The 21,129-nt window shown below is 72.4% G+C and carries 17 protein-coding genes; 4 read left to right on the forward strand and 13 right to left on the reverse strand.

Going from position 1 to position 21,129, the window contains the following annotated elements:
- Positions 1 to 4: 4 nt before the first annotated feature.
- Positions 5 to 1,222, reverse strand: a complete 1,218-nt coding sequence (locus ACFYX0_RS33550; protein WP_388976024.1) for an AI-2E family transporter — start codon at positions 1,220 to 1,222, stop codon at positions 5 to 7.
- Between the two features lie 60 nt (positions 1,223 to 1,282).
- The gene (locus ACFYX0_RS33555; RefSeq protein WP_311691702.1) at positions 1,283 to 1,477 is read right to left on the reverse strand and encodes a DUF3046 domain-containing protein; all 195 of its coding nucleotides are present in this window, start codon (positions 1,475 to 1,477) and stop codon (positions 1,283 to 1,285) included.
- An 80-nt stretch (positions 1,478 to 1,557) separates the two neighbouring features.
- On the opposite strand from ACFYX0_RS33555, the gene ACFYX0_RS33560 reads away from it, so the two are divergent.
- Positions 1,558 to 2,502 carry a hypothetical protein gene (locus tag ACFYX0_RS33560; protein WP_388976027.1) on the forward strand — a complete coding sequence of 315 codons (945 nt, stop codon included), beginning with the start codon at positions 1,558 to 1,560 and terminating at the stop codon, positions 2,500 to 2,502.
- 36 nt (positions 2,503 to 2,538) lie between these two features.
- Here the strand turns inward: ACFYX0_RS33560 and ACFYX0_RS33565 are convergent, their stop codons facing one another.
- From ACFYX0_RS33565 to ACFYX0_RS33575, 3 genes are read right to left on the reverse strand one after another with little or no spacing between them, the layout of a single operon-like run.
- Positions 2,539 to 2,847 carry an AzlD domain-containing protein gene (locus ACFYX0_RS33565; RefSeq protein WP_311691698.1) on the reverse strand — a complete coding sequence of 103 codons (309 nt, stop codon included), beginning with the start codon at positions 2,845 to 2,847 and terminating at the stop codon, positions 2,539 to 2,541.
- The gene (locus tag ACFYX0_RS33570) at positions 2,844 to 3,623 is read right to left on the reverse strand and encodes an AzlC family ABC transporter permease (protein WP_388976030.1); all 780 of its coding nucleotides are present in this window, start codon (positions 3,621 to 3,623) and stop codon (positions 2,844 to 2,846) included. Before ACFYX0_RS33570 ends, ACFYX0_RS33565 begins: the two co-directional genes overlap by 4 nt.
- 19 nt (positions 3,624 to 3,642) lie before the next feature.
- Positions 3,643 to 4,515: an AraC family transcriptional regulator gene (locus tag ACFYX0_RS33575; RefSeq protein ID WP_355910231.1), complete on the reverse strand. Its 873-nt coding sequence runs from the start codon at positions 4,513 to 4,515 to the stop codon at positions 3,643 to 3,645.
- A gap of 98 nt (positions 4,516 to 4,613) precedes the next feature.
- On the opposite strand from ACFYX0_RS33575, the gene ACFYX0_RS33580 reads away from it, so the two are divergent.
- The 3 genes from ACFYX0_RS33580 (at position 4,614) to ACFYX0_RS33590 (ending at position 11,402) form a co-directional block, all read left to right on the forward strand.
- Positions 4,614 to 9,614, forward strand: coding sequence for an ATP-dependent helicase (locus tag ACFYX0_RS33580; protein WP_388976033.1), 5,001 nt, complete (start codon positions 4,614 to 4,616; stop codon positions 9,612 to 9,614).
- A 149-nt stretch (positions 9,615 to 9,763) separates the two neighbouring features.
- Positions 9,764 to 10,603: an Fpg/Nei family DNA glycosylase gene (locus ACFYX0_RS33585; RefSeq protein WP_388976035.1), complete on the forward strand. Its 840-nt coding sequence runs from the start codon at positions 9,764 to 9,766 to the stop codon at positions 10,601 to 10,603.
- Between the two features lie 37 nt (positions 10,604 to 10,640).
- Positions 10,641 to 11,402: an SDR family NAD(P)-dependent oxidoreductase gene (locus ACFYX0_RS33590; RefSeq protein ID WP_388976037.1), complete on the forward strand. Its 762-nt coding sequence runs from the start codon at positions 10,641 to 10,643 to the stop codon at positions 11,400 to 11,402.
- A gap of 622 nt (positions 11,403 to 12,024) precedes the next feature.
- Here ACFYX0_RS33590 and ACFYX0_RS33595 read toward each other — a convergent pair.
- The 8 genes from ACFYX0_RS33595 to ACFYX0_RS33630 form a co-directional block, all read right to left on the reverse strand.
- Positions 12,025 to 12,495: a DNA starvation/stationary phase protection protein gene (locus tag ACFYX0_RS33595; RefSeq protein ID WP_355910475.1), complete on the reverse strand. Its 471-nt coding sequence runs from the start codon at positions 12,493 to 12,495 to the stop codon at positions 12,025 to 12,027.
- 274 nt (positions 12,496 to 12,769) lie between these two features.
- Complete coding sequence (locus tag ACFYX0_RS33600; protein ID WP_311691687.1) at positions 12,770 to 13,147, reverse strand: helix-turn-helix transcriptional regulator; 378 nt, start codon at positions 13,145 to 13,147, stop codon at positions 12,770 to 12,772.
- A 109-nt stretch (positions 13,148 to 13,256) separates the two neighbouring features.
- A complete protein-coding gene (locus ACFYX0_RS33605; RefSeq protein ID WP_355910216.1) occupies positions 13,257 to 13,802 on the reverse strand; it encodes a CinA family protein in 546 nt (181 codons plus the stop codon).
- On the reverse strand, positions 13,799 to 14,617 hold the full coding sequence (gene pgsA / locus ACFYX0_RS33610) for a CDP-diacylglycerol--glycerol-3-phosphate 3-phosphatidyltransferase (RefSeq protein WP_388976040.1): 819 nt from the start codon (positions 14,615 to 14,617) through the stop codon (positions 13,799 to 13,801). Before pgsA ends, ACFYX0_RS33605 begins: the two co-directional genes overlap by 4 nt.
- The gene (rimO, locus tag ACFYX0_RS33615) at positions 14,614 to 16,086 is read right to left on the reverse strand and encodes a 30S ribosomal protein S12 methylthiotransferase RimO (protein ID WP_355910210.1); all 1,473 of its coding nucleotides are present in this window, start codon (positions 16,084 to 16,086) and stop codon (positions 14,614 to 14,616) included. Before rimO ends, pgsA begins: the two co-directional genes overlap by 4 nt.
- Positions 16,087 to 16,210: 124 nt before the next feature.
- The gene (locus tag ACFYX0_RS33620) at positions 16,211 to 17,077 is read right to left on the reverse strand and encodes a RodZ domain-containing protein (RefSeq protein ID WP_355910207.1); all 867 of its coding nucleotides are present in this window, start codon (positions 17,075 to 17,077) and stop codon (positions 16,211 to 16,213) included.
- A 291-nt stretch (positions 17,078 to 17,368) separates the two neighbouring features.
- Positions 17,369 to 20,116, reverse strand: coding sequence for a DNA translocase FtsK (locus tag ACFYX0_RS33625; RefSeq protein WP_388976042.1), 2,748 nt, complete (start codon positions 20,114 to 20,116; stop codon positions 17,369 to 17,371).
- A gap of 202 nt (positions 20,117 to 20,318) precedes the next feature.
- The gene (locus ACFYX0_RS33630) at positions 20,319 to 21,002 is read right to left on the reverse strand and encodes a response regulator (RefSeq protein ID WP_311691674.1); all 684 of its coding nucleotides are present in this window, start codon (positions 21,000 to 21,002) and stop codon (positions 20,319 to 20,321) included.
- Between the last annotated feature and the right edge of the window lie 127 nt (positions 21,003 to 21,129).

Raw genomic sequence — 21,129 nt, forward strand, 5'->3', positions numbered from 1 at the left:
GCGCTCAGCGGGAGAAGAGCCGCCGCAGCCGCACGGCCAGGCTTCCGGAGCCCCGCGGCGTCCGGTGCCCATGGACCCGGGGGTCGTCCATGACCGCGTACCGCTTCACATACGCGCCCAGGAACGCCTGGAGCGTCGCGACCGCGGGGATGGCGATCAGTGCGCCGACCGCGCCGAGCAGGGCGGTGCCGGCTATGACCGACCCGAAGGCGACCGCGGGGTGGATGTCCACGGACCGCGCGGTCAGCTTGGGCTGGAGCATGTAGTTCTCGAACTGCTGGTAGATCACGACGAAGACCAGCACCCACACCGCGTACCACGGGGCCACGGTGAACGCGATCAGCATCGGAAGAGCACCCGCGAGATAGGTGCCGATGGTGGGGATGAACTGCGAGACCAGCCCGACCCAGACGGCGAGTACGGGCGCGTACGGAATGTCGAGCGCCGCCAGCAGGACGTAGTGCGCTATGCCCGAGATGAGCGCCATCAGACCGCGCGAGTACAGATAGCCGCCCGTCTTGTCGACCGCGATCTCCCAGGCTCGCAGCACCTCGGCCTGCCGGGCGGGCGGCAGCACCGAGCACAGCCCGCGCCGCAGCCTCGGCCCGTCGGCGGCGAAGTAGAACGAGAACAGCCCGACCGTCAGCAGCCTGAAGAGGCCGCCCAGCACCTGCGCGGAGACGTCCAGCACGCCGGTCGCGCTGTTCTGGACGTACTTCTTGAGCCAGTCGGAGTGGATCAGGCTGTCCTGGACGTCCACGCGTCTGAGCTTGGTGTGGAACGTCGTGTTGATCCAGTTGATCACGGAGTCGAGATAGGCCGGGAAGCCCTCGACCATCCTGACGATCTGGCCCGCGAGCATCGAGCCGAGCAGGGTGACGAACCCGGCCACGGCGATCGTGAGACCGAGGAAGACGAGGAAGGTGGCCAGTCCGCGGCGCATGCCACGGGAGGCCATCCAGCTCACCGCGGGCTCGATGGCGAGCGCCAGGAAGAACGCGATGAGGATGTTGATCAACAGGCCGGTGAGCTGGTGGAACGCCCAGCTGCCCAGCTGGAACACGGCGATGAGGGCGAGCGCCAGCACCATGGCACGCGGCAGCCAGCGCGGCATGCGGGCGGCCGGCACGGCGCCGTCACCCGCCGGAGGCCGGTCGGGCTGAAGCGTGCGGAGCTGCGCTTCCTGCTGGGGGACCTGTGCGGTCTCGTCTGTCGGGGCCACGGAGCAAGTGTCCCCGACGCCACCGACAACCGGAGACCGCCTGCGGATCTTCGTGCGCGTTCAGCGCTTCTCGTGCGGAACGTTCATGGTCCCGCACACCACCCGCCACACGTCCTTGGCCTCCCAGCCGGCGTCCAGCGCCTCGTGCACCGTACGACCGCCCAGCTCCGACATCACATGGTCGCGCGCGAAGGTCTCGGCGTACGCCTCACCGAAGTGATCCGCCATCCGCTGCCAGAAAACCGTCAACCGCATGACTCCAGTATCCAGCCCCTGAGAGTGGGCCCTGCCCGGGACCGCTTCCCAGGACCGCTTTCCGTCCTACGGTCTGATCCATGGCCGAAACCGGAGCATCCTCACTCCCCGCCGCACCCCCGGCGCACACCCCGCTCTCCCGCGCCGCGCAGTTCGTCTGGCTCACCGCGCGCGTGCTGGAGCAGCGCCGCTTCGCCTACCACTTCCTGGGTGGCGCCGCCGACCCGGTGGAGACCGCGCTGGCCGCCTACCGCAACGAGGACGAGGGGTACGGTCATGCCCTCGAACCCGATCTGCGGGGTCCGGTCAGCCAGCCCCTGCACACCGCGCACGCGCTGCGCGTCCTGGACTCGATCGGGCGCTGCGGCGGACAGCGGGTCGAGCGCGTGTGCCGTTACCTGACCGCCGTGTCGACCCCGGACGGTGCCCTACCGGCGATCCATCCCAGCCAGCGCGGCTACCCGGCGGCTCCCTTCTTGCCCATCGTCAACGACCCGCCGGGCGACCTCCTCGCCATGGGCCCTGTGGTGGGTCTGCTGCACCGCAACGAGGTCTGGCACGCGTGGCTGTTCCGGGCCACCGACTTCTGCTGGCAGGCGATCGACTCCCTGCGGAAGACGCATCCCTACGAGGTGGAGGCCGCGGTGGCGTTCCTGGACTCGGCGCCCGACCGGCCGCGCGCGCAGGGCGCCGCCGACCGGCTGGGCCGCCTGGTGCGCGAGGAGCGACTCGTGTGCCTGGACCCCGGCCGTCCGGAGGAGTACCCGGTCGCCCCCGGGTACGCGCCGGGCGAGCACCACTTCCCGTACGACTTCGCGCGTACGCCGGACTCCCTGGCGCGCGCGTGGTTCACCGACGAGGAGACGGAACGCGCCCTGGACCACCTCACGGGCGAGCAGCAGGAGGACGGCGGCTGGCCCGTCCGGTGGCGACAGTGGGCTCCGGGCACGGCCCTGGAATGCCGCCCCATGGTGACCATCGAGGCGCTGCTCACCCTCCGGGCGTACGGGCGGGCCATCGGCTGACGCGGTCGCTGCTCCGGGGGCGGGCAAGGCGCTCGGTCAGCCGGTCAGCGCGCGCAGCCCCGCCGTCACCACGACCGCGACGCCGACCACGACCAGGAACGGGGCGCGCAGGAGCAGGGCGACGGCGGCCGCGGCGAGCCCCGCCGCCCTGGCGTCCAGCACCAGGGCGCGGCCGTCGGCGAAGGTCTGCTGGGCCGTGAGGGCGGCCAGCAGGGCGACGGGCAGCAGGGCTGCGAGCCGCTGGACGAGCGGCCGCTCCAGGATCCCGGCCGGAACGAGCAGACCGAGGAGCTTGACGGCGTAGCAGCCGACGGCGGTGACGCCGATCGCGATCCAGACGTTCAACTGTCTTCCCCTCGGGTCTCGTCGGCCTTCCGCACGGTCTCGGTCCGTGCGCCCCGCGCGTTCGCCGCCGCCCGACGGCCCTCCAGGAAGAGGACGGCCGGAGCCGCCAGCGCCGTCGCCAGGACCGGCACACCGGCGGGCAGGACCGGCAGCAGACCGAGCCCCAGCACGACGGCCGCGCCCGCCACGGCACGCTCCGCGGTCGTCCTCAGCATCGGCGCGAGCAGCGCCAGGAAGACCGCGGGCCCCGCGGCGTCCAGCCCCCACGCCCTGGTGTCGCCGAGGGCCTGCGCGCCGAGGGCCCCCAGCAGCGTGGTCAGGTTCCACAGGACGTACAGGGTGAGCCCGGTCACGGTGAAGCCGATGCGGGCGCTCCGCCGGGTCGGCTGGGCGAGCGCCACGGCGGTGGTCTCGTCGATGACCCACTGCGCGGCGAACGGCCGCACCGCGCGCGGGAGGGCCAGCAGCTGCGACAGCCGCAACCCGTAGAACGCGTTCCGCACGCCCAGGAAGAAGGCGCCCGCGGCCGCCGTGAGCGGGTTGCCGCCCGCCGCGAGCGCGCCCACGAGCGCGAACTGCGAGGCGCCGGTGAACACCAGAAGGCTGAGCGCGCAGGTCTGCGGCAGGGTGAGCCCGCTGCCGGCCGAGGTGACCCCGAAGGCGAAGCCGGACAGGCCGACGGCCACCCCGACCCCGAGGGCGTCCCGGACGACGGCGGCGTCCGGCTTTTCGCTGTCTCCTCTGCGGAGGTCCGCGAGAGCACTCTGTTCTGCCACGCCCGGAGGCTACGAGCAGTCACGCATTCGGGTCTTGTACGTTCTTGCGCCCGGCGGTACGGGATCCGTCCTCCCTGCGCTCGCGCTGGTACGCCCCCGGAGGAACGCCCACGATCCGCGTGAAGTGGCGGTTGAGGTGGGGCTGGTCGGTGAAGCCGACCGCAACGGCCGCCTCGGCGGGTGTGGTCCCGGCGTCCAGCAGACTCCGCGCCCGGCGGACCCGGGCGTCGGTCAGCCAGGTGTGCGGCGGCATCCCGTAGGCGGTGCGGAAGGCGCGCAGCAGCGAGAAGGGACTGGTGCCGAGGTCGGCTGCCAGCCGTTCCAGGCTCGGGGGCTGTGCCATCCGCTCCTCGAGCACGGCACGCGCGCGTGCGGCGGCCCGGCCTCCGGCGGTGCGCACGGCCCGTTGCGGCAGGGGCCCGCCGACCCGCCTCAGCAGCCGGGTCACGGCGACCCGCAGCAGGGTGTCGGCGGCGAGCGGGTTGTCCTCGTCCACGGCCCGGAGGACCTCATGGACCAGGCCGGCGGCGTACGGATCCTCCAGCACCGGGCTGGTGAAGCCGGGCGTGCCGCGGATGGCCGTGGTCTCGGCGGCGATCTCGGCCACCAGCCGCGGCGAGGGGTAGACGGCCCCGTACCGCCAGCCCTCCGGTACCCCGGCCCGGCCCGTGTGCGAGGTGTCCGGGTTGACCAGCGCCAGCGCTCCCGGGCCCGCGTACTGGTCCGCACCGCCGTGGTGGAAGATCTCGACGCCGTCGGCGATGGCCGCGATCACGAAGTTCTCGTGGGTGTGCCGCACGAACGTCTTGTGGATGTAGCGGGCCCGCAGCAGGTCGACGCCCGGCAGTTCCTCGTACCGCCAGTGCCGTGCCCGCTCCCCGGAACCTGCCATGGCTCCATTCTGCGGTACGGCCCCACCGCCCGGCACCCACGCATGCGGTGTTTGCGCAGGTCAGGTGGTTTGTCAGTGGCTGGGTGCAGGATGGACGCATGCCCAGTCCTGCACACCGAGCCCTCGACGGCTTCTCCCCCGCGACCCGCGGCTGGTTCACGGGGGCGTTCTCCGCGCCCACCGCGGCCCAGGCCGGGGCGTGGCGCGCCATCGGCGAGGGCTCGGACGTGCTCGTGGTCGCCCCGACCGGCTCCGGCAAGACGCTGGCCGCGTTCCTCGCCGCGCTCGACCAGCTGGCCTCCACCCCACCGCCCGCCGATCCCAAGAAGCGCTGCCGGGTGCTGTACGTGTCCCCGCTGAAGGCCCTCGCGGTGGACGTCGAGCGGAACCTGCGCAGTCCGCTGACGGGCATCCGTCAGGAGTCGGTCCGGCTGGGACTGCCCGAGCCGGAGGTCAGGGTCGGTATCCGTTCCGGCGACACCCCGGCGGCGGAGCGCCGCGCCCTGGCCACGCGTCCGCCGGACATCCTGATCACGACACCGGAGTCGCTGTTCCTGATGCTGACGTCCGCCACGCGCGATGCGCTGACGGGTGTGGAGACCGTGATCCTGGACGAGGTGCACGCGGTGGCGGGCACCAAGCGGGGCGCCCATCTCGCGCTGTCCCTGGAGCGCCTCGACGAGCTGCTGCCGAAGCCCGCGCGCCGCATCGGCCTGTCGGCCACCGTCCGCCCGGTGGACGAGGTCGCGCGCTTTCTCTCCCCGCGCCGCAAGGTGGAGATCGTCCAGCCGGAGTCCGGCAAGGAGTTCGACCTGTCCGTCGTGGTCCCGGTCGAGGATCTCGGCGAGCTGGGCGGCTCCCCGGTCAGCGACGGGTCCGAGGGCGCGGAGCGCCCGTCCATCTGGCCGCATGTCGAGGAGCGGATCGCCGATCTGGTCCAGGCGCACCGCTCCACGATCGTGTTCGCCAACTCGCGCCGTCTCGCGGAGCGGCTGTGCAACCGGCTGAACGAGATCGCCTACGAGCGGGCCACCGGCGAGTCCCTGGAAGAGCACCACTCCCCCGCCCAGCTGATGGGCGGCTCGGGTGCCGCGCAGGGGGCGCCGCCGGTGCTCGCACGCGCCCACCACGGCTCGGTCTCCAAGGAGCAGCGCGCCCTCGTCGAGGAGGACCTGAAGGCGGGCCGGCTGCCCGCCGTGGTCGCCACCTCCAGCCTTGAGCTGGGCATCGACATGGGCGCGGTGGACCTCGTCGTCCAGGTGGAGTCCCCGCCGTCCGTGGCCTCCGGGCTCCAGCGCGTGGGCCGCGCGGGACACCAGGTCGGCGCGGTCTCCACGGGCGTGGTCTTCCCCAAGTACCGGGGCGACCTGGTCCAGGCGGCCGTGGTCACCGAGCGGATGCGGTCCGGCTCCATCGAGTCGCTGAGGGTCCCGGGGAACCCGCTGGACGTGCTCGCCCAGCAGCTCGTCGCCATGACGGCGCTCGACACCTGGCAGTTCGACGACCTGCTCGCCATGGTCCGCCGGGCGGCCCCCTTCGCCTCGCTCCCCGAGTCGGCCTTCACGGCGGTGCTGGACATGCTGGCGGGCCGCTACCCCTCCGACGCCTTCGCGGAGCTGCGCCCGCGCGTGGTGTGGGACCGGGTGGCGGGCACGGTCACGGGCCGCCCGGGCGCCCAGCGACTCGCCGTCACCTCCGGGGGCACGATCCCGGACCGCGGGCTCTTCGGGGTCTTCCTGGCCGGGTCCGACCCGAAGAAGGGCGGCGGCCGGGTCGGCGAGCTGGACGAGGAGATGGTGTACGAGTCCCGGGTCGGGGACGTGTTCACCCTGGGCACCAGCTCCTGGCGGATCGAGGACATCACGCGCGACCGCGTGCTGGTCTCCCCCGCCCCCGGCGTCCCGGGCCGGCTGCCCTTCTGGAAGGGCGACCAGCTGGGCCGGCCGCTCGAACTGGGCCGCGCGGTGGGCGCGTTCCTGCGCGAGGTGGGCTCGCTGCCGAAGGAGGACGCGCGGCTGAGGCTGCTGACGGCCGGTCTCGACGCCTGGGCCGCGGACAACGTGCTGTCGTATCTGGCCGAGCAGCGCGAGGCCTGCGGCCATGTCCCGGACGACCGCACGATCGTCGTGGAGCGCTTCCGTGACGAGCTGGGCGACTGGCGGGTCGTGGTGCACTCCCCGTTCGGCGCGCAGGTCCACGCCCCGTGGGCGCTCGCGCTGGGCGCCCGGCTGGCCGAGCGCTACGGCATGGACGCCCAGGTGATGCACGCCGACGACGGCATCGTGCTGCGGCTGCCGGACGCCGATCTGATGGGCTTGGACCTGCTCGACCAGGAGCCGATGAAGGCGGGCGCGGAGTTCGACTCCGAGCAGGCCCCGGTCGGCGCGGCCGACGTCGTCTTCGACAAGGGCGATGTCGATCAGATCGTCACCGACCAGGTCGGCGGGTCGGCGCTGTTCGCCTCCCGATTCCGCGAGTGTGCGGCCCGTGCGCTGCTGCTGCCGAAGCGCAACCCCGGCCGCCGCACACCACTGTGGCAGCAGCGCCAGCGGGCGGCCCAACTGCTCCAGGTCGCGAGCGAGTTCGGCTCGTTCCCGATCGTCCTCGAAGCGGTCCGCGAGTGCCTGCAAGATGTCTTCGACGTCCCGGGTCTCACCGAGCTGATGGGCGACATCGAGTCACGCAAGGTGCGGCTCGTCGAGGTCACCACCCCCGAGCCGTCCCCGTTCGCCCGATCGCTGCTGTTCGGGTACGTCGCCCAGTTCCTCTACGAGGGGGACTCCCCGCTCGCCGAGCGGCGCGCCGCCGCGCTCTCGCTGGACTCCCGGCTGCTGGCGGAGCTGCTGGGCCAGGCGGAGCTGCGGGAGCTGCTCGACGCCGAGGTGCTGGCCGAGCTGGAGCGGGAGCTGCAGTGGCTCACGGAGGACCGGCGGGTCAAGGACGTCGAGGGGGTCGCGGACGTACTGCGGCTGCTGGGCCCCCTCACCGACGCCGAGCTGGTGGAGCGGGGGGCCGAGCCGCACTGGGCGCCCGAGCTGGCCGCCGCCCGCCGTGCGATCAAGGTCCGTATCGCGGGCATCGACCACTGGGCGGCGATCGAGGACGCCGGCCGGTTGCGGGACGCCCTGGGCACAGCGCTGCCGGTGGGTGTCCCGGAGGCCTTCACCGAGCCGGTCAAGGACCCGCTCGGAGACCTTCTCGCGCGGTACGCGCGCACGCACGGCCCCTTCACATCAGCCACCGCCGCGGCGCGGTTCGGTCTCGGGGCGGCCGTCACCGAGGGCTCGTTGCACCGGCTCGCGGCCTCCGGCCGGATCGTCCAGGGGGAGTTCCATCCCGCGGGGATCGGTCAGGAGTGGTGTGACGCGGCCGTGCTGCGCAGGCTGCGGCGGCGTTCGCTGGCGGCGCTGCGGCACGAGCTGGAGCCGGTGCCTCCGGCCGCGCTGGCGCAGTTCCTGCCGCAGTGGCAGCACGTGGGCAGCGGGCACGGTCTGCGGGGCGTGGACGGTCTTGTGCGCGCGATCGAACAGTTGCAGGGCGCGTCCGTGCCGGCGTCCGCCCTGGAGAAGCTCGTCCTGCCGTCCCGCGTCGCCACCTACACGCCCGCGATGCTGGACGAGCTGACCGCCGCCGGCGAGGTGGTGTGGGCGGGCGCGGGCGCGCTGCCCGGCAAGGACGGCTGGATCTCCCTCTACCTCGCGGACGCGGCCCCCTTGCTGCTGCCCGACCCGCACCCCCTGGAGCTGACCGCGCTCCACCAGTCGGTCCTGGCCGCCCTCTCGGGGGGCTACGGCCTGTTCTTCCGGCAGATCGGCGACCAGGTCCGGGCCACGACGCACCCGGACGTCACGGACCCCCAACTGGCCGACGCGATCTGGGATCTGGCCTGGTCGGGCCGGCTGACGAACGACACGCTGGCGCCGATGCGGTCGTTGCTCGGCTCGGGCCGCACCGCGGGTTCCACCGCCCACCGTGCCAAGCGCGCGGTCCCGCGCGGGCGGTACGGCTCACTCACGGCCGCCGCCCGCCCCCAGTCCCGTACGGGACCGCCGACCGTCGCGGGCCGCTGGTCGCTGCTCCCCTCCCGCGAGGGGGACCCCACCGTCCGCGCCCACGCCCTGGCCCGGACGCTGCTGGACCGGCACGGCGTCGTGACCCGGGGCGCGGTGGCGGCGGAGGGCGTCGGGGGCGGTTTCTCCGCCGTCTACCGCGTCCTGTCCGTCTTCGAGGAGAGCGGGCAGGCCCGGCGCGGCTATGTGGTCGAGGGGCTGGGCGCGGCGCAGTTCGCGATGGACGGCGCGGTGGACCGGCTGCGCGCGGTGGCGAACGCGCGTGAGCGGGGCGAACCGCTGCCCGGCGCGGGGAGCGGCTTCGCCGACGGATTCCCGAACGGATTCCCCGGGAGCTACGGGCAGTCGCCGCAGAGCCCCTTCGGCACCGGCTACGACGAGACCCCGGACGACCCCTTCGGCATCACCGGGCACCACGACGGCTTCGACGGCCCGCCCGCTCCGGCCTTCGGTGATCCGTCGGCCGCGGGCTTCGTCGACCCCTTCGACTCGGGCCCGGCGCCCCCCGACCCGCTGTCCGCACCGGGGTTCGGAGGGCCGCGCTCCGGTTCCGGGACCGGCGTGGAGTCCGGCCCCCGTCCGCCGTACGGGCAGCGCGGGCCAGGGCTTCCGCCGAACCGGACACGCTCCACCGGCCCCGCCCGCACGGTGGTCCTCGCGGCCGCCGACCCGGCCAACGCGTACGGTGCCGCGCTCGGCTGGCCCGAGCCGCCCACGGGCGCGGGACACAAGCCGGGACGCAAGGCGGGTTCGCTAGTGGTCCTGGTCGACGGCGAGCTCGCGCTCTACATGGAGCGCGGCGGCAAGACCCTGCTGGCCTGGCCCCTGGACCCGGAGGCCGAGCTGACGCAGGACGCACGTCTGCGCGCCGCCGCCGAGGCTCTCGGGGCGGCCGCACGGGCGGGCTCCCTGGGCACGGTCACGGTGGAGCGCGTCAATGGCGCAGCCGCCCTGTCGTCCCCGTTCGGCGCTCTCCTGGAAGGAGCGGGTTTCATCGCGACCCCACGAGGACTGCGCATCCGCGCATGAGCCCCCGCCGGCACCCCGTCGACAGCACGGCCGGCTCCCCCGGCATCAGCACCGCCGGCTTCCCAGCCTGCGACCGGCTCCCCGGCCACCGGGGCGCACCCCGACCAGGGGCCCGCCACCGCGGCCTCCCGACGTGTCACCCTTGACCCATGCCCGAAGGCGACACCGTGTACATGGCCGCGAAGCGTCTGCACGGGGCGCTCGCAGGGAAGGTGCTGACGCGCTCCGACCTCCGGGTGCCCAAGTACGCCACGGCCGACCTCACCGGCCGTACCGTCCTCGACGTCACCCCGCGCGGCAAACACCTGCTGACCCGGCTCGAGGGCGGACTCACCCTGCACTCCCATCTGAAGATGGACGGCGCCTGGAAGATCTTCGCGGCGGGACAGCGCTGGACCGGCGGCCCCACCCACCAGATCCGGGCGATCCTCGGCACCGCCGACCGCACGGCCGTCGGCTATCGCCTGCCCGTCCTGGAACTGCTCCGCACCACCGACGAGGCCCGCGCCGTGGGCCATCTCGGCCCCGATCTCCTCGGTCCGGACTGGGATCCCGCTCTGGCACGGGAGAACCTGCTGAGTGACCCCGCCCGCCCCCTCGGCGAGGCCCTCCTGGACCAGCGCAATCTGGCCGGCATCGGCAATGTCTACAAGAGTGAGCTGTGCTTTCTGCTCCGGGTGACCCCATGGCTGCCCGTCGGCGACCTCCCGGCCGAGTGCGCCGTACAGCTCCCCGTTCTCGCCCAGCGGCTTCTGGAGGCGAACCGCGACCGCCCGGCGCGCAACACCACGGGACGGCGCGAGCAGAACCTGTTCGTGTACGGCCGTGCGCCCCGCCCCTGTCTGTACTGCGGCACCCCGATCCGGGTATCTGACCAGGGTGACGGCTCCCGGGAGCGCCCCACCTACTGGTGCCCCGCCTGCCAGTGGGGGCCGACTCCGCCGCCGCGCCCCGGCAGACCCCCGCGACAGCCCTCCGCGTACCGCTGATTGACGACCCGTCAGAAATGCTCGTACCGTCGGAACCATGCCCGTCACGGCGTACGGCCTCAGTGGACGCACCGCATTCGTCACCGGCGCCGCGAGCGGCATCGGCCGGGCCACGGCGGTGCTGTTCGCCGAGGCCGGGGCGAGCGTCCACTGCGCGGACCGGGACGCAGACGGTCTGGACGAGACGGCGGCCCTGATCAAGGACCGCGGCGGCACGGCGCATCCACACCCGCTCGATGTGACGGACCGGGCACGGCTGCAACAGGCGGTCGCCTCCTGCGCGCGCCTCGACGCGCTGGCCGCCATCGCCGGGATCATGCACAGCAGCCCCGTCCTGGAGACCCGGGACGAGGACCTGGACCGGGTGCTGGCCGTCAACTTCAAGGGCGTGCTCTACGCCTGCCAGGAGGCGGCCCGTCGCATGATCGCGGACGGTACCCGCGGCAGCATCGTCACGATGGCGTCCGGAGCCGTCGACACCGGCGGCCCGGGACTGCTCTGCTACGGCGTGGCGAAGGCGGCCGTGGTGCAGCTGACGAAGACCCTGGCGGCCGAGGTCGGGCGGCATGGGATCCGGGTCAACGCGGTGGCGCCCGGATGGATCCGTACACCGATGACCGACCGGCACGGGGAGACCCGGGCACGGACCGAGGCGTCCATGGCGCGGCTGTCACCGCTCGGCCGGGTCGGCGAGCCGGAGGACGTCGCCCACGCGGTGCTGCACCTGGCCTCCGACGCCGCCTCGTTCACCACGGGCCAGATCCTGCGCCCGAACGGCGGCGTAGCGATGCCCTGGTGAGCAGGCCCCGTAAGAGGGCGGCCGCACAGCCCGCATCCGAGCCTCTGTCGGCCTCGGCGGCCGGGCCGGCCGCAAACCGCACCCAGGAGCCCCCTGAACGCCCCCGGACACCGTCTCCAGCCGACCCCGCTCGCCCCCCTTCGCCCACCCTCACCCCGGTTGCGCGCCCCTCCCGCGCCCCCTTGCGGTCCACCACCGGCGCCAGGACCCGGCCTGCTGGTCCGACCCGGCCGCCCCCACGGCACGGGTCTTCGGCACACAGTGCACCGGTAGCAGGCTCAGCCCCCACCCCCCGGTCGCGACCGCCCCCTCCAGCACCCCCGCATCGGGTGCCAGCACGAGTCGGAGTACCCCCCACCACCACAGCGCACCCAGCGCCAGCGTCGCCCCCCAGCGCGCCGCGCGCCCCGCCATGGCCGTCACCTCCAACCCGAGGAACCAGACCCTAGACCGCCCTGTCACCACCAGGGAGGGCGCACCAGCGGCACACAGGCGCACCGGACCCAGCGCATGCCCCGGGCATCTGTCGCACACGGCGCACCCCGCGCACACCCTCCCCCGCGCCCGGCCTCACCACCCGAGTCCGGTACCCCTCGCGACCCGGCCCGCTCACCCGTTCGCCTCACCCGTTCTCCGCCTGGAACATCCAGTGATGCTTCTCCAGGTCCGCGGTGATGCCGATGAAGATGTCCTGGCTCACGGGGTCCGGCGCGGCGGTCGCCTGCACCCGCTCCCGCATACGCGCGATCACCGCGCCGAGCGCGGAGACGAGTGTGCCCACCGCGTCCGTGTCCTTGACCCAGCCCTGGGGCACCGCACCGATGCCGCTGCCCTGAGCGACAGTCGCGGCGCGGCCGTCCGGGGGGACGCCGAGTGCCGACGCCCGTTCCGCCACGGTGTCGGAGTGGAGGCGCGCACTGTCGACCACCTCGTCGAGCTGGAGGTGGATGGAGCGGAAGCGCGGCCCGATCACGTTCCAGTGGACCTGCTTGGCCACGAGGGAGAGGTCCACCAGATCGACGAGGGCTCCCTGCAGGGCCTCGGAGACGATCTTGAGGTCCGTGTCGGACAGCGGGCTCTTCACGACGTACATCGACATCCTCCGCAAGCGTGCGTACGGCCCCGAGCGCCCTTCCACGATGACCGCACCCCACGGGCCCGGCAAACGGGGCCGCACGCCCGCCGGCGCGGGAGACCGACGGCGGCGAGGATCACGGCGCCGCACCCACGGCCCCCGACCCCCTGCCCACAAAGCATCACGCCCCCGGACACACGAAAGCCCCGGCCGCCCCCTCCAGGTCTCCCCGGAGAGGCCCCGGCCGGGGCCCTCGTACACGTCGGCGCCGTGCGCACCCCGCGGCGGGGTGTCAGGCGGCGACCACGTCCACTGCCTCGCTGGGCGCCTTGATCGTGACCCGTTCCGGTGGGACACCGGTGACGGACACCGAATTGAGCATCGGGCGACGCACCGGCGCGGGCACCGGTTCGGTGGCTGCCGCCGACTGTGCCAGCTCGGCGAGCGCGAGCTCGTCGCTCACTTCCCGCATGAGCTCGGACATCCGTACGTCCAGCGCGTCGCAGATCGCGGAGAGCAGTTCGGAGGACGCCTCCTTCTGCCCCCGCTCCACCTCGGAGAGATAGCCGAGCGAAACTCGGGCGGACGAGGAGACTTCGCGCAGAGTACGGCCCTGGCGCTGGCGCTGCCGACGCAGCACGTCACCCAGCAGGCGACGGAGCAGAATCATCGGTGGCTCCCTCCTCGGACCGCGAAACCGCATCCTTCACGCCCCACCGTACCGCCTTGCGCCGCGGCCGTGCGGGGAGCGCTGTTGTGTTCACTCAGGGCTGCAAACATCAAGTCCCCCCGTTCTGTTCCGTATCCTGTGCCCGCTCATTCCCGGTCTGTTCGCCCGCAAGCTCCTCGAGAAGCAGAGCGAGTACGCTCCGTACACTCTCCATACGGATTTCCGCACGGCTGCCGTTCAACCGCAGCGCGGCCACTTTCCCGCCACCGAGTTCGGCGGAAACGCTTTCGAGCGGCCCGTCCACGGCCACGAACACCGTGCCCACCGGGCAGCCGTCCTGGGGATCGGGCCCGGCCACACCGGTCGTCGCGAGCCCCCAGTCCGCACCGAGCGCCTTGCGCACGCCGGCCGCCATCTGGGCCGCGACCTGCGGATCCACCGCTCCCCGCTCGGCCAGCAGGGTGCCGTCCACGCCCAGCACGTCCCGCTTCAGATCGGTGGCGTAGGCGGTCACCGAGCCGCGGAAGGCCTGGGAGGCACCGGCCACGGCCGTGATCTCCGCGGCCACCAGGCCGCCGGTCAGCGACTCGGCGACGGCGAGCGTCTCGCCTCTCACGTTCAGTAGTCGCAGCACTTCGGCGGCCGGGGATGTCAACGTTCCGCCTCCTCGGCCGCGGCACGGCGCTCGGCGATGCCGCGCCTGCGCAGCACAATGGCCTGTCGTACGTAGTCGAGCCCGGTGACGACGGTCAGGACGAGCGCCGCGGCCATCACCCAGAACCTCAGGGTCGCCAGCCACCCCGTGAGCGCCAGGACGTACATCCCGACGGCGACACCCTGGGTCAGCGTCTTCAGCTTGCCGCCCCGGCTGGCCGGTATCACGCCGTAGCGGATGACCAGGAAGCGCAGCAGGGTGATGCCCAGCTCACGCCCGAGGATCACACCCGTCACCCACCACGGGAGGTCGCCGAGCCAGGACAGACAGATGAGGGCCGCGCCCATGATCGCCTTGTCGGCGATGGGGTCGGCGATCTTCCCGAAGTCGGTGACGAGGTTGTACGTGCGCGCCAGATGACCGTCGAACAGATCGGTGATCATGGCGATGGCGAAGGCCGCCCAGGCGAGGGAGCGCCACGCCGGGTCGTATCCCCCGCCCTCCAGCATCAGCGCGACGAAGCCCGGCACCAGGACCAGGCGCAACATCGTCAGCAGATTGGCGACGTTCCAGACGCTGGCCTGGTTGACCGCGGCGGCCGTCAGCTTGCCGCCGCGCGGCGCCCGTGCCTCGTCCAGGGCGCCGGAGGAACCGGGCGCGTCCGGGCTCTGGGCCGACCGGGCGGCCGGGGTGCCGGAGGATCCCTTGCCCGCCTTGGAGCCGGACATGGCCGCGATGCCGGGGGTGCCCGGCGCGGACGCTGCGCCCCGCGGGCGGGAGGAGCCGCCCGCCGCGGATGCCGGGATTCCGGTCATCTGCCCGCCTCCTCAGGACACCCGAGCGAGCCCGCGAGCGGCTCGGCCACCAGGTCGACACCTTCCGTACCGACCACCTTCGCCTCGACCATACGGCCCACGCTCAGGCCTTCGCTCCCGGTGAACAGCACCTGGCCGTCCGTCTCGGGCGCCTGGTGCGCGGCGCGGCCGTAGGCCCCCTCCTCCGCGTCCACCGACTCCACGAGCACGTGCACGGTCTGGCCGACCCGCTCCTCGGCGCGCTGCGACACCAGCTCCTCGGCGAGCCGGGAGATATGGGCCAGCCGCTCGGCGACGACGTCCTCGTCGAGCTTGTTCTCATACGTCGCGGCCTCCGTGCCCTCCTCGTCGGAGTAGCCGAAGACACCGATCGCGTCCAGCCGGGCGCCGTTCAGGAAGCGCTCCAGTTCGGCCAGGTCCGACTCGGTCTCGCCGGGGAAGCCCACGATGAAGTTGGAGCGCACACCGGCTTCCGGCGCCTTGCTTCTGATGGTGTCCAGCAGCTCCAGGAAGCGGTCGGTGTCGCCGAATCGCCGCATCGCGCGCAGCACGCCGGGCGCGGAGTGCTGGAAGGACAGGTCGAAGTAGGGCACGACGTTGGGGGTCGAGGTGAGCACGTCGATCAGGCCGGGGCGCATCTCGGCCGGCTGGAGGTAGCTGACGCGGACCCGCTCGATGCCGTCCACCTCGGCGAGCTCGGGCAGCAGGGACTCCAGGAGCCGGATGTCACCGAGGTCCTTGCCGTAGGAGGTGTTGTTCTCGGAGACCAGCATGATCTCCTTGACGCCCTGCTCGGCCAGCCAGCGCGTCTCGTTCAGCACATCGCTGGGACGGCGCGAGATGAAGGAGCCGCGGAAGGACGGGATGGCGCAGAAGGAGCAGCGCCGGTCGCAGCCCGAGGCGAGCTTGACCGAGGCGACCGGGGAGCCGTCCAGCCGGCGGCGCAGCGGCGCGCGGGGGCCCGAGGCCGGGGCGACGCCCTCCGGGAGGTCGGTCGGACCGTGACCCGGCAGCGCGACGGCCGCGGCGGACTCCTGCCGCTCCGCCGGAGTGATCGGCAGCAGCTTGCGCCGGTCGCGGGGGGTGTGGGAGGCGTGAATGCCGCCGTTCAGGATGGTCTGGAGGCGGTCCGAGATGTTCGCGTAGTCGTCGAAACCGAGCACGCCGTCGGCCTCGGGGAGGGCCTCGGCGAGCTCCTTGCCGTACCGCTCGGCCATGCAGCCCACCGCCACGACGGCCTGCGTTCTGCCGTGCCCCTTGAGGTCATTGGCCTCCAGAAGGGCGTCGACGGAGTCCTTCTTCGCGGCCTCGACGAAGCCGCACGTGTTCACGACAGCGACGTCCGCCTTCTCGGCGTCCTCCACGAGCTCCCAGCCGTCCGCCTCCAAACGGCCTGCAAGCTCCTCCGAGTCCACCTCGTTGCGGGCGCAGCCAAGAGTGACGAGTGCGACGGTACGGCGTTCAGACATGGGCTCAAGACTACTTCGTCCCGCTGACAGCCCACGTCGACGGGGTTGGCCGATCTTGGCCAACCCCGTGTGTTCGTGCCCCTTGCGTACCGCTCGGTCACCACTCGGGTGCCGCGGCCGTCCGTCATCCGGTGACGGGGTCGCCCTTCGTGTAGGTGAGGCGCTCGACCTGGCCGGACTGGAAGTCGTCCTGGATCTTCTTGCCGTTGACGTAGAGCTGGACGGCGCCCGCGTCGCCGAGGACCAGGTCGATCTTCTCCTTGTCCTGGAAGGTCTGCGAGTCGCCCTGCTTGAGCAGCCCGTCGAAGAGGGTGCGGCCGTTGTGGTCCTTGGCGGAGATCCAGCTGCGGCCGTCGGCGGCGCTGACCTGCACGGTCACCTTGTCACGGGGCGCGGCGGCGATCGCACTGTCGGACGGCTCGGGCTTCGGGGCGGCGGGCTTGCTGCTCTTGGGCACGGCCGAGGCGGTCTTGCCGGTGCTCGCCTCGGGGCCCTTGGCGACCGGCGTCTTGGCGCTCTGCCCGCTGTCGCCTCCCTTGACCAGGGTGAAGCCGACGAAGCCGATCACCGCGACGATCGCCGCGACCATGGCCGCGGTCCAGTTGGGCCCCCGGCGCTCGGGGCGGATGCGCTCCGCCTCGAACAGCGGGGCCGCCGGTGTCGGAGCGGGGCGTCCGCCGTGCTCGGCGGCGTACTGCTCCAGCAGGGGGGCGGGGTCGAGACGCACAGCTCGCGCAAGCGTGCGAAGGTGACCGCGGGCGTAGACGTCGCCGCCGCACGGCGCGAAGTCGTCCTGTTCGATCGCGTGGACGATCGTGGTGCGGACTCGGGTGGCACTGCTGACATCGTCGACGGTCAGCCCGGCGGCGATACGCGCCTGCTGCAGGGCTCGACCGATCGACGGGCGTTCCGACGCGTCGTCGTCACGGGCGTCGTCGAAGGGAGGTACGTCCTCAGGGGAGTTTCCGTCTGGGGAGTTGCCGATGGACACGGGGGCGCCTTTCGAGCGTGTAGCCACCTGTGCTGGAAGTTCAGTCTAGGGGGGGTACGAAAGGGTGGGGCAACCGGGCGGTACGACTTTGTACGCCATCTGAATGGCCGGTCATCCTGATGGCGGGACATATTGCTGTCGTCTTGCTCAAGTTGACGTGCGCGGCAGTGGAACGGTTGCTCACGGATCACTTACGAGTGGGTCACGGTCGGATGCCGGGCGCGTCGCCGGGGGTGCCGGTGCCACGCCCGGCCGACCCGCTCGTGCGGCGCTTCCGGGAACGTCCGATCCCTACGGTTGAGACTCCCCGCGAATGAGGGCGAGCACTCCGTCCAGTTCGTCGGGTTTCACCAGGACGTCGCGGGCCTTGGATCCCTCGCTGGGACCGACGATGTTCCGCGACTCCATGAGGTCCATCAGCCGCCCGGCCTTGGCGAAACCGACGCGCAGCTTGCGCTGGAGCATCGAGGTGGAGCCGAACTGCGTGGAGACGACCAGCTCGGCCGCCTGGCACAGCAGATCGAGATCGTCGCCGATGTCCTCGTCGATCTCCTTCTTCTGCTTGCCGCCGACCGTGACGTCCTCCCGGAAGACGGGCGCCATCTGGTCCTTGCAGTGCCGGACGATCGCCGCGACCTCCTCCTCGGTCACGAACGCGCCCTGCATACGGGTCGGCTTGTTCGCTCCCATCGGCAGGAAGAGCCCGTCGCCCTTGCCGATCAGCTTCTCGGCGCCGGGCTGGTCGAGGATGACGCGCGAGTCGGCCAGGGAGGAGGTGGCGAAGGCCAGCCGGGAGGGCACGTTCGCCTTGATCAGACCGGTGACGACGTCCACGGACGGCCGCTGGGTGGCGAGCACCAGATGGATGCCCGCCGCGCGCGCGAGCTGCGTGATGCGCACGATCGCGTCCTCGACGTCGCGCGGCGCGACCATCATCAGGTCGGCCAGCTCGTCGACGATCACCAGCAGATACGGGTACGGATGCAGTTCGCGCTCGCTGCCCTCGGGCGGTTTGATCTTGCCGTTGCGGATCGCCTCGTTGAAGTCGTCGATGTGCCGGAAGCCGTACGCCGCGAGGTCGTCGTAGCGCAGGTCCATCTCCCGTACGACCCACTGGAGCGCCTCGGCGGCCCGCTTCGGGTTGGTGATGATCGGCGTGATCAGGTGCGGGATGCCCTCGTATGCGGTCAACTCGACGCGCTTGGGGTCGACGAGGACCATGCGCACGTCCTCCGGGGTCGCCCGCATCATGACCGAGGTGATCAGGCAGTTGATGCAGGACGACTTGCCGGAACCGGTGGCACCGGCGACGAGGATGTGCGGCATCTTCGCGATGTTCGCCATCACATAGCCGCCCTCGACGTCCTTGCCGAGCGCGACCAGCATGGGGTGGTCGTCCTCGGCGGCCGCCGCGAGCCGCAGCACGTCACCGAGGTTGACCATCTCCCGGTCGGTGTTCGGGATCTCGATGCCCACCGCGGACTTGCCGGGGATCGGGCTGATGATCCGAACATCGGGGCTGGCGACGGCGTACGCGATGTTCTTGGTGAGCGCGGTGATCCGCTCGACCTTCACCGCGGGGCCCAGCTCCACCTCGTAGCGGGTGACCGTCGGGCCGCGGGTGAAGCCGGTGACGGCCGCGTCGACCTTGAACTCGGTGAAGACGTTCGTGAGCGAGGCGACGACCGCGTCGTTGGCGGCGCTGCGGGCCTTGCCGGGGCCGCCGCGCTCCAGCAGGTCCAGAGAGGGCAGGGAGTAGGTGATGTCGCCGGAGAGCTGGAGCTGCTCGGCACGCGGCGGCAGATCGCGGATCTCCTGCGGTGCCGCCTTGGTGAGGTCGGGCACCCCCTTGTCGGCCGGGAGCCGGTCCTGCTGGGGCCGTGCGGCCGGCACGGGGGTCGGCGTCGTCGGCTCGCGATCCTGGGTACTGACCCCCTGGGTGAGGTCGGCGACGAGCGGCGAGGGCGGCATCCCGTGCAGGACGGCACCGTCCAGAGCGGCAGCGGCGGCCGCCGCGACGTCCACGGCGTCCATCTCCCGGCCCATGGCGGGCTGCTGCACCGCGGGGCGCCGGGAGCGGCCGCGCCGCCGGGCGATCGCCTCCTCCTCGGCCCCGTCGGGGTCGTAGGGGCCCTCGGCGGATCCCCGTCGGCGGGAACGGGGCAGCGCCTCGCGCCACTGCTCGTCGTACCGCTCGTCGTCCTCGCTGCGGAAGCCGTCGCGGTCCTCGTCCGGGACGTGCAGAAGGCCCAGCTTCACGCCCGTCTGCCGCAGCCGCTGCGGAATGGCGGTGACGGGCGTGGCGGTGACGACGAGCAGCCCGAAGAAGGTGAGCAGGACGAGCAGCGCCACCGCGAGGGCATCGCCCATGGTGTACGTGAGCGGAGTGGCCGCGGCCCAGCCGATCAGGCCCCCGGCGTCCCTTATCGCCTGCATGCCGTCGCTGCGCGCGGGGCCGCCGCAGGCGATGTGGACCTGGCCGAGCACGCCGAGGACGAGCGCGGACAGGCCGATGACGATACGGCCGTTGGCCTCCGGCCGCTCCGGATGCAGGATCAGCCGCACGGCGATCGCGCCGAGCAGTATCGGCACGAGCAGATCGAGCCGCCCGAAGGCGCCGGTGACCAGCATCTCGACGAGGTCCCCCACGGGGCCGCGCAGACTGGCCCACGTGCCCGCGGCGACGACCAGCGACAGGCCGAGCAGCAGGAGCGCGAGGCCGTCCTTGCGGTGCGCCGGGTCGAGCCCCTTCGCGCCCCGCCCCAGACCTCGGAACATCGCTCCGACGGCGTGGGCGAGACCGAGCCAGAGGGCTCGTACGAGCCGGTACACGCCCGCGGTCGGGCTGGGCGCCGGAGCGGGAACCGGCTTCTTCGCCGCGGCCTTCCTGGCGGGTGCCTTCTTGGCGGCGGTTTTCTTCGCGGGTGCCTTCTTCGCCGGAGCCTGCCTCGGAGTAGCCGCCTTCTTCGCGGGCGACTTCTTGGCTGCGGGACGTGAGGCCATGAGTGTGAGATTACCGGTGGAGACGACAGGGGACACGCGTGGCCGCTGCTTCACCCGTTCGTGTCGCTTCGGGAGAGGCGTCGAACTGACGCGGACTCAACCGGACTGCGCCGCTTGGCGGAGAGGCACACCGCATCGGCCGGCCCGCGGAAGGAGCCCGGGACCGGCGCCGCCTGTCACACGATGCGGCCACCGGTCCGTCCGGCCGGCGCGTCTGCGCCCCGACCGGAACAGGACGTCAGCTCTGGGACGGCACCGGCGGGGTGCCGCTGCCCGTGCCCGGTTCCAGCGCGTCCAGGGCACGGCGCAGCCCGGTGAGCTTGCGCTCCAGATGGGCCGCCGTCGCCACCGCCGCCGCGTCCGCCGACTCGTCGTCGAGCTGCTTGGACAGCGCCTCGGCCTGCTCCTCCACGGCCGCGAGCCGCGCGGACAGCTCGGCGAGCAGCCCGGCCGGTTCCTTGCTCTCCCCGGCCACGGACCTGCCGCCGCCCTCCAGTTGCAGCCGCAGCAGGGCCGCCTGCTCGCGCAGTTGGCAGTTCTTCATGTACAGCTCGACGAACACCGAGACCTTCGCCCGCAGCACCCACGGGTCGAACGGCTTGGAGATGTAGTCCACCGCGCCCGCCGCGTACCCGCGGAAGGTGTGATGCGGGCCGTGGTTGATGGCGGTCAGGAAGATGATCGGGATGTCACGCGTCCGTTCCCGCCGCTTGATGTGCGCCGCGGTCTCGAACCCGTCCATACCCGGCATCTGGACGTCCAGCAGAATGACCGCGAAATCGTCCGTCAGCAGTGCCTTGAGCGCTTCCTCCCCGGACGATGCCCTGACCAGCGTCTGATCGAGCGCGGAGAGGATGGCCTCCAGCGCCAGCAGATTCTCCGGCCGGTCATCGACCAGGAGGATCTTGGCCTTCTGCACCATGGCCCGCCCTCCTCGCCCCGGCTTGGGGCCTCCCCTGTCCTCAGGACTCGGGGTGACGCCGCCCGACGCCACCCCAGGGGACGACTCCCTTGCGCCGCCCGTCCTTGTGCCGGTCATCGTAGCCGCA

This window comes from Streptomyces sp. NPDC002573 (assembly GCF_042889625.1).
GTDB classification, from domain to species: Bacteria; Actinomycetota; Actinomycetes; order Streptomycetales; family Streptomycetaceae; genus Streptomyces; species Streptomyces gibsoniae.

Excerpts from the sequence above, each read along its gene's own strand:
- ACFYX0_RS33555 (WP_311691702.1), bottom strand. The coding sequence starts at position 1,477 with ATGCGGTTGACGGTTTTCTGGCAGCGGATGGCGGATCACTTCGGTGAG.
- ACFYX0_RS33630 (WP_311691674.1), bottom strand. The coding sequence starts at position 21,002 with ATGGTGCAGAAGGCCAAGATCCTCCTGGTCGATGACCGGCCGGAGAAT.
- ACFYX0_RS33560 (WP_388976027.1), top strand. The coding sequence starts at position 1,558 with ATGGCCGAAACCGGAGCATCCTCACTCCCCGCCGCACCCCCGGCGCAC.
- rimO (WP_355910210.1), bottom strand. The coding sequence starts at position 16,086 with ATGTCTGAACGCCGTACCGTCGCACTCGTCACTCTTGGCTGCGCCCGC.
- ACFYX0_RS33595 (WP_355910475.1), bottom strand. The coding sequence starts at position 12,495 with ATGTACGTCGTGAAGAGCCCGCTGTCCGACACGGACCTCAAGATCGTC.
- ACFYX0_RS33585 (WP_388976035.1), top strand. The coding sequence starts at position 9,764 with ATGCCCGAAGGCGACACCGTGTACATGGCCGCGAAGCGTCTGCACGGG.
- ACFYX0_RS33590 (WP_388976037.1), top strand. The coding sequence starts at position 10,641 with ATGCCCGTCACGGCGTACGGCCTCAGTGGACGCACCGCATTCGTCACC.
- ACFYX0_RS33600 (WP_311691687.1), bottom strand. The coding sequence starts at position 13,147 with ATGATTCTGCTCCGTCGCCTGCTGGGTGACGTGCTGCGTCGGCAGCGC.
- ACFYX0_RS33580 (WP_388976033.1), top strand. The coding sequence starts at position 4,614 with ATGCCCAGTCCTGCACACCGAGCCCTCGACGGCTTCTCCCCCGCGACC.
- pgsA (WP_388976040.1), bottom strand. The coding sequence starts at position 14,617 with ATGACCGGAATCCCGGCATCCGCGGCGGGCGGCTCCTCCCGCCCGCGG.
- ACFYX0_RS33575 (WP_355910231.1), bottom strand. The coding sequence starts at position 4,515 with ATGGCAGGTTCCGGGGAGCGGGCACGGCACTGGCGGTACGAGGAACTG.